General features: G+C 57.5%; 12 protein-coding genes. 6 read left to right on the plus strand and 6 right to left on the minus strand.

Going from position 1 to position 12,792, the window contains the following annotated elements:
- Positions 1–17: 17 nt before the first annotated feature.
- On the minus strand, positions 18–857 hold the full coding sequence (locus tag A6013_RS05735) for an AraC family transcriptional regulator (RefSeq protein ID WP_049138341.1): 840 nt from the start codon (positions 855–857) through the stop codon (positions 18–20).
- 166 nt (positions 858–1,023) lie between these two features.
- Here A6013_RS05735 and A6013_RS05740 point away from each other — a divergent pair, with 166 nt between their 5' ends.
- The 3 genes from A6013_RS05740 to A6013_RS05750 are packed head-to-tail and all read left to right on the plus strand — an operon-like array spanning position 1,024 to position 5,341.
- A complete protein-coding gene (locus tag A6013_RS05740) occupies positions 1,024–2,838 on the plus strand; it encodes a DUF2264 domain-containing protein (RefSeq protein ID WP_069732693.1) in 1,815 nt (604 codons plus the stop codon).
- Between the two features lie 32 nt (positions 2,839–2,870).
- Positions 2,871–4,136: an oligosaccharide MFS transporter gene (locus A6013_RS05745; RefSeq protein WP_069732694.1), complete on the plus strand. Its 1,266-nt coding sequence runs from the start codon at positions 2,871–2,873 to the stop codon at positions 4,134–4,136.
- 17 nt (positions 4,137–4,153) lie between these two features.
- Positions 4,154–5,341, plus strand: a complete 1,188-nt coding sequence (locus A6013_RS05750; protein ID WP_041908119.1) for a glycoside hydrolase family 88 protein — start codon at positions 4,154–4,156, stop codon at positions 5,339–5,341.
- A gap of 32 nt (positions 5,342–5,373) precedes the next feature.
- On the opposite strand, the gene lysM is transcribed toward A6013_RS05750, so the two are convergent.
- From lysM to qseB, 5 genes are all read right to left on the minus strand, one after another.
- Positions 5,374–5,814: a peptidoglycan-binding protein LysM gene (gene lysM, locus A6013_RS05755; protein ID WP_028014428.1), complete on the minus strand. Its 441-nt coding sequence runs from the start codon at positions 5,812–5,814 to the stop codon at positions 5,374–5,376.
- An 85-nt stretch (positions 5,815–5,899) separates the two neighbouring features.
- The gene (locus A6013_RS05760; RefSeq protein ID WP_008502984.1) at positions 5,900–6,214 is read right to left on the minus strand and encodes a putative quinol monooxygenase; all 315 of its coding nucleotides are present in this window, start codon (positions 6,212–6,214) and stop codon (positions 5,900–5,902) included.
- A gap of 31 nt (positions 6,215–6,245) precedes the next feature.
- Positions 6,246–6,827: an NAD(P)H-dependent oxidoreductase gene (locus A6013_RS05765; protein ID WP_041908121.1), complete on the minus strand. Its 582-nt coding sequence runs from the start codon at positions 6,825–6,827 to the stop codon at positions 6,246–6,248.
- Positions 6,828–6,932: 105 nt separating this feature from the next.
- Complete coding sequence (gene qseC, locus A6013_RS05770; protein ID WP_028014427.1) at positions 6,933–8,270, minus strand: quorum sensing histidine kinase QseC; 1,338 nt, start codon at positions 8,268–8,270, stop codon at positions 6,933–6,935.
- Positions 8,267–8,926: a quorum sensing response regulator transcription factor QseB gene (gene qseB, locus A6013_RS05775; RefSeq protein WP_069732695.1), complete on the minus strand. Its 660-nt coding sequence runs from the start codon at positions 8,924–8,926 to the stop codon at positions 8,267–8,269. The genes qseC and qseB overlap by 4 nt, the downstream gene beginning before the upstream one ends.
- A 139-nt stretch (positions 8,927–9,065) precedes the next feature.
- On the opposite strand from qseB, the gene A6013_RS05780 reads away from it, so the two are divergent.
- From A6013_RS05780 to plsC, 3 genes are all read left to right on the plus strand, one after another.
- Positions 9,066–9,467 carry a YgiW/YdeI family stress tolerance OB fold protein gene (locus tag A6013_RS05780; RefSeq protein WP_023309189.1) on the plus strand — a complete coding sequence of 134 codons (402 nt, stop codon included), beginning with the start codon at positions 9,066–9,068 and terminating at the stop codon, positions 9,465–9,467.
- Positions 9,468–9,585: 118 nt separating this feature from the next.
- Positions 9,586–11,844: a DNA topoisomerase IV subunit A gene (gene parC, locus A6013_RS05785; protein WP_028014425.1), complete on the plus strand. Its 2,259-nt coding sequence runs from the start codon at positions 9,586–9,588 to the stop codon at positions 11,842–11,844.
- 162 nt (positions 11,845–12,006) lie between these two features.
- Complete coding sequence (plsC, locus tag A6013_RS05790; protein WP_028014424.1) at positions 12,007–12,744, plus strand: 1-acylglycerol-3-phosphate O-acyltransferase; 738 nt, start codon at positions 12,007–12,009, stop codon at positions 12,742–12,744.
- Positions 12,745–12,792: the final 48 nt, after the last annotated feature.

The raw sequence follows: 12,792 nt of genomic DNA on the forward strand, positions 1-12,792 counted from the left end.
AGGGGCGGGTGAGGGTGTCATACCGCACGATGGTTCTTCCGGTACTGCAGCGGCGTCTCGCCAATCCCCTTCTTAAATGCGCTGATAAACCAGGTCACGTCAGAAAATCCCACCCGCGCGGCAATCTCCCGCACGCTCGCGTCACTGTGCAGCAGGCATTCGCACGCCTTTCGCAGGCGGAGCGTGTTCAGGTAGTGGTGGATTTTCTCCCCCGTCTCCACATGAAATTTTCGCGACACGTAGCTGCGCGATCTGCCCAGTTCCGCTGCCAGCGCGTCGAGGCGGAATTTCTCCTGATAATGCTCGTCCAGCCAGAACATCACCTGGCTGGCGATCCCCGTGCTGCTGCCCGGTGCGCCGGTACGATCGTCAGGCAACATAGCAAACAGGCTAATCAGCAGCCCGGCGATGCTTTCGCTGCTCATCGGCGGCGGATAACAGCTGAACAGATGATCGACATGGCTGTGGCAGTGTGCCAGGTCAACCACCCACGCCTCTGAGCCGCGACGCGAGAGTTTCTCCAGCCGCTGCTGCGTGTGCGGAAAATCACGCAGGCACTTCAGTACCGCGTGGTGGTCGAGGTGAATAATCGTGCGCCGGTAAATCGCTTCCGCCTGTTCGTCCACCCTGACTTTATGCAGGGTGAACGGCGGAAAGAAAAACAGGCGTCCGGGGCGCATGGTGTAGTGACGGTTATCGACAATCGCGACGCCAAACCCTTCTTCCACATAGAGAATTTCAAGACACTGATGCCAGTGGTGGTAACGCACCGTGTTAGCAAACAGGCGGCTGAACGACGCTACGGTGTCGTTTAAGGTAATGAGCTCAAGACGATCGGTTATGGGCGCGTCATGCATAGTGCAATAAAACTCAACTTTTCCCCGTCAGAAGAGATTTATAAACCACCTTTTTAAATTTTATCAACCGCAGGTTTATCGAACGTTCTCACCTGTGACGTGGCTAACATTTCTCCACCTTACGCATTCACTATGCTTGGCCGCAGTTGATGACGAGGGTGGAACTATGCGGGCGGAAAGCGAAGAAAAATCAAATCTGTTGTCTTCACGCCAGGACGTCGTGGCGTCTCTGAATACCTTACTTGGCGCGCTGGATAAGCAGTTTCCGGTAAATCATTCGCGGTTCTCGCTGGGTGATACCTGCGCGCACTACGCGACGGATATCGCGCAGATGGAGGGTCTCTCCCGCGCGCTATGGGGGCTGTTTCCGCTGTTGGCTTCGGGCGATGCTTCGCCGTTTAGCGAGAAGTACATGCAGGCCATCAGGATCGGCACCGATCCGCAAAGCCCGGGCTACTGGGGCGAAACCGATCCGTACGATCAGCGTCTGGTCGAGATGGCGTCCTACGGTCTGGGGCTTTCCCTGCTGGGGAATAAACTCACCGATTGCTTCAGCGAGCGCGAGGTGATGAACCTGCACGCGTGGCTGAATCAGATTGCCGACGCGCAGATGCCCGACAGCAACTGGAACTACTTTGCCATTATGGTCCAGCTGGGCTTCAAACGCGCCGGGCTGCCGTACGACCAGGCCGCCATCGACCATCGGTTTGCGCTGATGGAGGCCTATTACCTGGGTGACGGCTGGTATTCCGACGGCGCGGGTCGCCCGAAAGATTATTACATCTCCATGGCGTTCCACTTCTACGGCCTGATTTACGCCACTTTAAGCGGCGATGAGGCGAGGGCAGAAGTGCTGCGCGAGCGCTCGCGTCTGTTTGCGGAGGACTTTATCTACTGGTCCGCCGCGGACGGCGCGTCGGTACCGTTTGGCCGCAGCCTGACCTACCGCTTTGCGATGGTCGCCTTCTGGAGCGCGGTTGCCTTCTCTGAACTTGACGTGTTCACGCCGGGTATTGTGAAGGGCATTATCCTGCGCCATCTCCGCTGGTGGCAGCAGCGGACAATTACCGACCGGGACGGCATTCTGACCCTCGGTTTTGCCTGTCCGAACCTCGCCATGTGTGAGGACTATAACTCTCCCGGCTCGCCCTACTGGGCGCTAAAAAGCTACCTGATTCTGGCGCTGCCGGAGACGCATCCGTTCTGGCAGGCAGAAGAACAGCCGCTGCCCGCGCTGGCGGAGAAGCGCGTCATCCCGCGCGCGCAGCAGATCCTGATGCATTCGACGAACTCTCAGCACGTCACCATGCTCACCGCCGGTCAGCTGGAGCTGAATAACTACGTCAACACCGAAGCGAAATACACCAAATTTGCCTACTCCAGCCGCTTTGGCTTCACCATTGAGCGCGGGCGCTTTGGCCTGAAGCATGCGGCCTGTGATTCCATGCTGCTGCTGGCGGACGGGGATAACTATTTCCGCGGCCGTCGCGAGTGCGCCGCGGTGCGGGTGGATGAAAACTACATCTATTCACGCTGGTCGCCGTGGCACGACGTGCACATCGAGACCTGGCAAATCCCCTTCGGCGAGTGGCATTTGCGCCTGCACCGCATCAACAGCGCGCGCACGCTGCAAACGGCGGAGGGCGGTTTCGCCGTGATGAAAACGGAGCACCAAATCCGCGCGCGCGGCAGCTATCTGGCGGCTGAGAACGGCAGCAGTGCGATTGTCGATCTGTCGCCTTTCATTGAACGCACCCCGGACAGCATCGTCACGCCGCCGAACAGCAGCATCATGTTCCCGGAGTGCGCCTCCATTCCGCTGTTAAAAACCGATCTCCAACCGGGAGAGCGCTGGCTCTGCTGCGCCGTCATTGCCAGTGAAAAACAGAACGTTGCGGCCGCGCCGCATCTGGATATGAACCATAACCGGGTCGTAATCCGCGACCCTGGAGGCGAACGTCTGCTGTCGTTCACGTTATAAAAATTCTGACCCTACACCTCGGCGAGGATGGTATGAAAAATACATCGACAACCAACAGAACCGAATATTACAAAATCAGCAGCTTTATTTTTCTCTATTTCTTTACCTGGTCCGCGAGTATTGGCCTGCTGGCGATCTGGCTGGGTCAAAAAGCGAATCTCAGCGGGACGGTAATTGGAACCGTGTTCGCCGTGAACGGAATATTTTCCGTTATCCTCAAACCCATCTACGGCTATATTCTCGATAAAATCGGCATGAGCAAATATCTGCTCTATTTTGTGGTCGCCATGTCGGCCCTGATGGCGCCGTTTTTTATTTACGTCTATCAGCCGCTGTTAATGTCCAGCACCTTGCTGGGGATTATTATCGGCGCGCTCTATTTAAGCTTTGCCTGGTATGCGGGCGTGGCGGCGTGTGAATCTTATTCCGACCGCTTCAGCCGCTTAAACGGCATGGAGTTCGGGCAAATTCGTATGTGGGGCTCGCTCGGCTGGGCGGTGGCATCGTCCTTCTCCGGCCTGCTGTTCAACCTCTCACCGACCTATAACTTCATTATGGGCAGCGTGACGTCGATCGTGATGCTGGTTGTCCTGCTCAGCCTGAAAGTGAACACTAACTCCGTTCATGCCGATGCGGTACTGACCAAAGAGAAAATTGCCCCCGCAGATGTGTACGCCCTGCTGCGTAACCGTAAATTCTGGGCTTTTTGCCTGTACGTGGCGGGCGTGGCGTGGATGATGTTTATCGCCGAGCAGCAGTTCTCGCGCTATTTCGTTACCTTCTTTGATGATATTCATGAGGGCAACGCGGTGTTTGGCTATCTCGGCACCGTGCAGTCGGGCATAGAATTCGTCATGTATATGGTTGTCCCGCTGTTCGTTAACTTTATTGGCGCCAGGCGCGGGCTATTAATTGTCGGGCTGATCGTCGGGGCGCGTTTGATTATTTCCGGGATGTGCGACTCGCATCTGTTAATTTCCGTGCTCAAGCCGCTATACGGTATGGAAATTTGCCTGCTGCTGGTGTCGGTCTTTAAATATATTGCGGAGCATTTCGACAAGCGCGTGAACGCCACCATGTATTTACTGGGCTATCAGGCGATGCTGTACGTGGGGAACGTGGTGGTTTCCTCGCCTGCCGGATATATGTATGACCGCATCGGCTTTGAACAGACCTATATCATCATGGGGGCGACGGCGCTGATCTTTACCCTTATTTCTGCCTTTACGTTATCCGCCTGCCAGAGCAAATGGCGCGGCCCCCGCCCGCTGAACGTAGCAGAACCTTCATCACGCTGACCACAAGGAACCGAAATATGTTAAGTCGTATCAGAGAGGAACGCCTGTCTGCCATTCCTGCTCCCGTAGACTCGCGCCTGTTTAGCGATGAACTGATCTCTGCGCGTAGCCACGTCCTCGAGCTGATTAGCCGTCATTTAACGGCATTCGGAGAGCAGTTCCCGGCGGAAACCTGCCGGAACGGTTATTACCCGCTGACCGACAACGTAGAGTGGACAACCAGCTTCTGGACCGGCCAGCTGTGGCTGGCGTGGGAGATGAGCGGCGAGGAGAAATTCCGCTCGATGGCGGAAAAACACGTGCGCTCCTTCGGCCTGCGCATCGCCGGGCGCAGCGACACCAACACTCACGATCTGGGCTTCCTGTACACGCTCTCCTGCGTGGCAGCCTGGCGACTCACCGGCAGCCGCGAGGCGCGCGGTTTCTCCCTGCTGGCGGCTGAAGCCCTGCTGGAGCGCTTTCATGAGAAGGCGAAAATCATTCAGGCGTGGGGCGATCTTTCAGACCCGGAGCAGGCCGGACGGATGATCATCGACTGCAACATGAACCTGCCGTTGCTCTACTGGGCGACGGAGCAGACGGGGGATCCGCGCTTTGCTGACGCCGCAAAAGCGCACGTCATGCAGGCGGCAAACTATCTCATCCGCGACGATGCCTCCACGTTCCACACCTATTATATGGACGTGGTAACCGGCGCGCCGCGCTACGGCAATACCCAGCAGGGCTATGCCGATGACTCCTGCTGGTCGCGCGGGCAGGCGTGGGGGATTTACGGCTTCCTGCTGAGCTATATCTATACCGGCGACGAGACGATGATTGCCCTGTCGAAGCGGCTGGCGAACTACTTTCTCAACCGCCTCCCGGAAGACTACGTCTGCCACTGGGATCTGGCGCTGGTGGGGACCGACGCGCTGCGCGATTCGTCCTCGGCGGCGATTGCGGTGTGCGGGCTGCTGGAGCTGGTGAAGCACCTGCCCGTGACGGATCCAGACCGGGAGCGGTATCTGGAGTGGGCCAAAGGCATTATGTCGTCACTGACGAAGCACTACCTGATGGGCAAAGAGGAGAAGGGCACCGGGCTGCTGAAGCACTCGGTCTATCACCTGGCGAGCAACAAAGGGGTAGACGAGTGTGCGAGCTGGGGAGATTACTTCTACGTGGAGGCGCTGGTGCGCTTTACGCAGAGCTGGAAACTGTACTGGTAAAAACGGTCGGGGGGCGACCCCCGACTCGCGGATCACGCTTTAGGAATACGCAGCGTCTGGCCGGGGTAGATTTTATCCGGGCTGGAGAGCATCGGGCGGTTAGCCTCAAAAATCTTGTTGTACTGGTTGGCATCGCCGTACACGGTTTTGGAGATAGCGCTCAGGGTGTCGCCGGATTTTACCGTGTAGTAGGTGGCTTCATCTTTGGCATCGGTCGTGGTGATGTTGTTCTCCACCTCGCTGACGCCCGCGATGTTGCCGACGGCGACCTGGATTTTTTCTTTCTGCTCCTGGGTCAGCCCGTCACCCGTCACGCTGGCCTTGCCGTCGGTAACGTTAACCTGAACTTTGTCTGAACCGGGAATGTTGAGTTTCTTGAGGTGCTCGGTGATTTTGTCGCTCTGACCTTTGTGGTCGGTCAGGTTATCCCATAGCTTTTCGCCTGCTTCTTTCACGAAGTTAAAAAGACCCATTCCATCCTCCTGTTAATCATGAAGTCAGAATAAGCATAGCAGGTCAGAGAGAATTCCCTCCCCGGAAGGAGAGGGAAGGCAGGTTTTAAACCCCTTGCTCCAGAATACGGATGTGGGTCTCCAGCACGTCACCCTTCACCGCATCGCTCCACGCTTTCATGTGCGCGGTCTGCAGGTGTGCTTCAAGGTGCGCGACGGTTTCCCACTGCTCAACCATGATAATGGAGTCTGGCGCAGTGGCCTGGAAGCTTGCGTCGGTAGCGGCGTCCACCATCGGCGCGTAGCCGTGGCAGCCTTCTTCTTTCAGTACGGTTGGGATGATTTTCGCGAACTGATCCAGCACCGCCTGGCGGTGATGTTGACCTGGACGAGTACGGATTTCTGCGATTACTGTAAGCATGGTTACTACTCCTTTAATTCCAGGCTACCAGTTAAGCAAAAATTTTCGCGAGATGCTTGCGATATTCTGCGATATAGCTCGGGACGTCAGGCATTTTAATCACGTCGTTGACGATAAAGGTCGGCAGCGGATCCATCCCCAGGAACTGGTTCGCCTTGTGGAACGGCAGATACGCGCCGTCTACGCCCACGCCTTCGAAGAACTGATCTTTTTCGGTGAAGGCTTCCAGAGGGGCGTTCCAGGTCAGGGAGAGCATATATTTTTTGCCCTGAATCAGACCGCCGGAGCCGTATTTTTTAGAGGCGTCTGAGCGGGTGCGTCCGTCGCTGGCATACAGCGAACCGTGACCTTCGGTGAAGACGTCGTCCATGTACTTTTTCACGGTCCACGGCGCGCCCATCCACCAGCCCGGCATCTGCCAGACAACCACATCGGCCCACAGGAAGTTCTGCACTTCGGCCTTCACGTCATAGTTGCTGTCCGCGCGCACGACCTTAACATCATGCCCGGCGTCGCGCAGGAAACCGTCCGCGACCTCGGTCAGGGTGTCATTCAGCTGGCCTTTAGAGTGCGCGAACTCTTTCGCGCCGTTGATAATCAGAATATTGCTCATTATTTGTCCTCGGTGATGAGAGTATGCCGGGTATTCTACGCGCGAGGACGGAGCGGAAAAATAAGCAAAATGTGCAAAGTCTTTTGCGCTAAATGCAATAATCCCTTACCAGTTAACCTTCACTTCAAAGCCGCCTTCTGGCGCATTGCCCAGCGAGACGCGCATGCCGTGCAGCGCGGCAATGCGTTTCACAATGGATAGCCCCAGCCCGCTGCCCGTGGCGTCCTGACCCGGTGGACGATAAAAGCGCTCGCCGAGACGCGCCAGCGCATCGGGCGAAATGCCCGGGCCATTGTCGCGCACGGTAACGCTACGGGTGTTCAGCGTCACGTCTACCACGCTGCCGCGCGGGCTGTAGCGGGTGGCGTTATCCAGCAGGTTGCGCGCCAGCAGGCTCAGAAGCAGCTGCTGACCCGTGCGGGTCACCTCCGGCGCGTTGATGTGCAGGCGAATATCAATACCCGCCTGCTGTGCCGAAGGATAAATATCCATTACCGCAGACTGCAGCAGGTCGGCCATCGCTATCTGTTCTACGCCGTCCAGGCTGTCCAGCGAGTCCAGGCGTGACAGGGTGAGGAGCTGATCCACCAGCCGGGAGGCGCGGTCGATACCCGCGTGCAGCTGCGCCAGCGCTTTTTCCTGCGCCTGCGGATCGTCCTGAGAAAGCTGCGCCACGTCGGTTTGCACCTTCAGCGCCGCCAGCGGGCTGCGCAGCTCGTGGGCGGCGTCGGAGGTAAAGCGGCGCTCGCGGGTCATCATCTCCTGGGTACGGGTAAAAAGATGGTTCAGCGAGTCGAGCAGGGGGCGCACTTCCGCCGGCACGCCCTGAGTGGGCAGGGCGTCGGTGGCGTCCGGCGAGCGGGAACGCAGGGTCTGGGCCAGCTTTTTCAGGGGCTTCAGCTCCCGGCTCAGCAGGACAATAAGCAACAGCAGCATCACCGGCAGCGCCACCAGCCACGGCGTCAGCTGCGAGCTGACCACGTCCAGCGCCATATCCTGCCGGTACTCCCACTCCTGGCCGACAACGACACGGTATTTTCCGTCTGGCGACGTCAGCCATAAAAAGCGCCATTCATCGTTGTCATCCTGAAGCCGTCCGTCATCAAAGCCGTCACGACGATAGTGATACGGGATATCGCGCCCGTTTTCGCCGTCGTTAAGGAGCATCGTGCCGTCTGAAGCGTAAATAGCGAAGGCCAGCGCGTCATCGTCCAGATGCCCGTGTTTGGCCTTTTTCGGCACCTCGCGCATGCGCTCCGGCGCGCGGATCTCGTCCAGATCCATCGTCAGCAGCCGTTTGGCAAACAGCATCTGCTGGGTGTCGAACAGCTTATCGAGCTTGTGGGTGGTCTGCTGCCACGCCACCAGGCTGGCGGCAAACCAGGCCGTCAGAGACAGCGCTAAAAAGAGGAGCGTCAGGCGCAGCTTCAGGCTCAGCTTCATGCGTCACCCAGGGTGTAGCCGATGCCGTGCACGGTGCGGATAAACTCGCTCCCGAGCTTGCGGCGTAAATGATGGACATGGACTTCGACGGCGTTGCTGGAGACGTCATCGTCCCAGGTATAAAGCTTTTCCTCGATCAGCTTGCGCGGCAGCACCCGGCCCGCGTTGCGCATCAGCAGCTCCAGCAGGGCGAACTCTTTGGGTTTAAGCGTCAGCGTTTCGCCCTCCAGCGTGGCGGCGAGGCTTGCCGGATCGAGCGTCACCTTGCCGTGGCGCAGCTCGCTGCGGGTCTGACCGTGGCTGCGGCGCACCAGTGCTTCCAGACGGGCGGCCACTTCTATCAGCGCGAACGGCTTACAGAGATAATCGTCCGCACCGAGGCGCAGCCCTTCAACGCGCTGGTTCAGCGCATCCCGCGCGGTCAGGATCAGTACCGGCTCGCTGCGGCCGCTTTCGCGCCAGGCGCGCAGGATCTCCAGACCGTCAATTCCCGGTAGGGTCAGGTCAAGCACCACGGCATCATAGGGCGCTGAGGCGAGCGCGGCCTGCCCGGTTTTCCCGTCGGTAAACCAGTCCACGCTAAAGCCCAGTTTGCTTAAGCCTGCTTTGATGCCATCGCCGATTAACCTGTCGTCTTCTACCAGTAAAATGCGCATGTTCCCTCCTTGATGCCGTCAGTAAACCCTCTGCAAGCGCCTGCTGTACAGTAAAAATAAATAAATTTTCCCCTTAAGAAGTTGTTAAGGTTTACCCTGTTTAATGGACTGCGAAACGACGTTAAAGGGAGAGATGAAGATGAAAAAATTCGCTGCAATTGCTGCCATCATGATGATGACCACCGCGCCGGTCTTTGCTGCACAGGGCGGCTTTACTGGCCCATCTGCGACACAGACCCAGACGCAAACCCAGCAGGGCGGTTTTGTCGATAACAACGCCAACCTCACCACCGCGGCTAAAGTGAAAGATCTGAAGGACGATGCCTGGGTGAAGCTGCGCGGGAACATTACCGAGCGCCTGTCCGATGACCGCTACACCTTCCGCGACGAGTCCGGCACGGTGGTGGTTGAGATTGACCACAAGCGCTGGAACGGCGTGACCGTCACCCCGCAGGATAAAGTAGAGCTGCAGGGTAAAGTCGACAAAGACTGGAACGAGTTTGAAATCGACGTGAAGCAGGTTATCAAGCTGAACAAATAACCCGAAAAGGGCCGCTTATGCGGCCCTTTTTCTTTGTGACTCAATTCGTCAGATGAGGTAGTATCTGCGGCAATATTGCCTGAAACCCTTCGGTTTCTGAGTTGAGGAATCACACGTAATGAGCGATATGGCAGAGCGCCTCGCGCTACATGAATTCACGGAAAACGCCTACCTGAACTACTCCATGTACGTCATCATGGACAGGGCGTTGCCGTTTATCGGGGATGGCCTGAAGCCCGTTCAGCGCCGCATCGTCTATGCGATGTCCGAACTGGGGCTGAACGCCACCGCTAAGTTCAAGAAATCCGCCCGTACCGTCGGTGACGTACTGGGTAAATACCATCCGCACGGCGACAGTGCCTGCTATGAAGCGATGGTGCTGATGGCCCAGCCGTTCTCTTACCGATATCCGCTGGTGGACGGGCAGGGGAACTGGGGTGCGCCGGACGATCCGAAATCCTTCGCAGCGATGCGTTATACCGAATCCCGCCTGTCCAAATACGCCGAAGTGCTGCTGGGCGAGCTGGGTCAGGGAACCGTTGACTGGGTGCCAAACTTCGACGGTACGCTGCAGGAGCCGAAGATGCTGCCTGCGCGTCTGCCGAACATCCTGCTGAACGGCACCACCGGTATCGCCGTGGGCATGGCGACGGACATTCCGCCGCACAACCTGCGTGAAGTGGCGAAAGCCGCCATCACCTTGATCGAGCAGCCAAAAACCTCGCTGGACGACCTGCTGGATATCGTGCAGGGGCCGGATTACCCGACCGAAGCCGAGATCATCACCTCGCGTGCAGAAATCCGCAAAATCTACCAGAACGGTCGCGGCTCCGTGCGCATGCGCGCGGTGTGGAATAAAGAGGACGGCGCCGTGGTGATCACCGCGCTGCCGCACCAGGTTTCCGGTGCCAAAGTGCTGGAGCAGATCGCCGCCCAGATGCGCAATAAAAAGCTGCCGATGGTGGACGATCTGCGCGACGAATCCGACCACGAGAACCCGACTCGTCTGGTGATCGTGCCGCGCTCTAACCGCGTGGACATGGAGCAGGTGATGAACCACCTGTTCGCCACTACCGATCTGGAAAAAAGCTACCGCATCAACCTGAATATGATTGGTCTGGACGGTCGTCCGGCGGTGAAAAACCTGCTGGAGATCCTCAGCGAGTGGCTGACATTCCGCCGCGATACGGTGCGCCGTCGTCTGAACCATCGTCTGGAGAAAGTGCTTAAGCGCCTGCATATCCTCGAAGGTTTGCTGGTGGCATTCCTCAATATCGATGAAGTGATTGAGATCATCCGTACCGAGGACGAGCCGAAGCCTGCGCTGATGTCACGCTTTGGCATCAGCGAAACCCAGGCCGAAGCGATCCTCGAACTGAAGCTGCGTCATCTCGCTAAGCTGGAAGAGATGAAGATCCGCGGCGAGCAAAGCGAGCTGGAAAAAGAGCGCGATCAGCTGCAGGCGATCCTCGCCTCCGAGCGCAAGATGAACACCCTGCTGAAGAAAGAGCTGCAGGCGGATGCCGATGCCTTCGGTGACGACCGTCGTTCTCCACTGCACGAGCGCGAAGAAGCGAAGGCGATGAACGAGCACGACATGCAGCCGTCCGAGCCGGTGACCATTGTCCTGTCGCAGAGCGGCTGGGTGCGCAGCGCCAAAGGCCACGATATCGACGCGCCGGGCCTAAGCTACAAAGCGGGCGACAGCTTTAAAGCGGCGGTGAAAGGCAAGAGCAACCAGCCGGTGGCGTTTATCGACTCCACGGGCCGCAGCTACGCTATCGACCCGATCACGCTGCCTTCCGCGCGCGGCCAGGGCGAACCGCTCACCGGTAAGTTGACGCTGCCGCCGGGCGCAACGGTTGACCACATGCTGATGGAGGCCGACGACCAGAAGCTGCTGATGGCGTCCGATGCGGGCTACGGCTTTATCTGTACCTTTAACGACCTCGTGTCGCGTAACCGTGCCGGTAAAGCGCTGATCAGCCTGCCGGACAATGCCCGCGTGATGACGCCGCTGGTGATTGAGAACGAGAGCGACATGCTGCTGGCGATCACCTCTGCCGGACGCATGCTGATGTTCCCGGTCAGCGATCTGCCGGAGCTGTCGAAAGGTAAGGGCAACAAGATCATCAACATCCCGTCGGCGGAAGCCGCGAAAGGTGAAGATGGCCTGGCGCACCTCTTCCTGCTGCCGCCGCAGAGCACGCTGACCATCCACGTTGGCAAGCGTAAAATCAAGCTTCGCCCGGAAGAGCTGCAGAAAGTGGTGGGCGAGCGCGGTCGCCGCGGTTCGCTGATGCGCGGCCTGCAGCGTATCGACCGCGTGGAGATTGATTCGCCTGCGCGCAGCAGCGCGGGCGACAGCGAAGAGTAATGTCATGACACCCCCTCTGTCCGGAGGGGGTATTTCAATAAAATTTCCCGTAAAATCGTTGTTAATTCGTGCGTTGCGATTAACAATACGCGCTCGTAATAAAGTCCTTACCTGGCCACAGGTGAAGTATAATTGTCAGCTGTCAGGGCTTCAGAGGTCGCTATGCTATACATTGTTCGTCTCATTCTTACCGTTATTTACTGCATTCTGGTCTGTATTTTCGGCTCTATTTACTGCCTGTTCAGCCCGCGTAATCCGAAGCATGTTGCCACCTTTGGCCATATGTTCGGTCGCCTTGCGCCGCTGTTTGGTCTGAAGGTTGAAAAACGCCTGCCTGAAGGAGCGGAGAACTTCGGTAACGCCATCTATATCGCCAACCATCAGAACAACTACGATATGGTGACGGCCTCCAATATTGTTCTGCCTCCGACCGTGACGGTGGGGAAAAAAAGCCTGCTGTGGATCCCGTTTTTTGGCCAGCTGTACTGGCTGACCGGTAACCTGCTGATCGACCGTAACAACCGTGCAAAAGCGCACGGCACCATTGCAGAAGTGGTGAATCATTTTAAAAAGCGCCGGATCTCAATCTGGATGTTCCCTGAAGGGACGCGTAGCCGCGGCCGCGGCCTGCTGCCATTTAAAACCGGCGCGTTTCATGCCGCAATTGCGGCAGGTGTTCCAATTATTCCCGTGTGCGTTTCCAATACTTCTAATAAGATTAATCTTAACCGCCTGAATAATGGTCTGGTGATTGTCGAAATGCTGCCACCCGTCGATACCAGCAAATACGGTAAAGACCAGGTGCGCGAACTGGCAGCACACTGCCGCGAGCTCATGGCTCAGCATATTGCGCTGCTGGATAAAGAAGTCGCAGAAAGAGAAGCCGCCGGTAAGGTTTAATTCGGCGTTAAAGGGAAAAAGAATTCCCGCGTTGTTAGTCGTTTCAGA

The organism is Enterobacter sp. IF2SW-B1, assembly GCF_001743375.1.
GTDB classification, from domain to species: domain Bacteria; phylum Pseudomonadota; class Gammaproteobacteria; order Enterobacterales; family Enterobacteriaceae; genus Enterobacter; species Enterobacter bugandensis.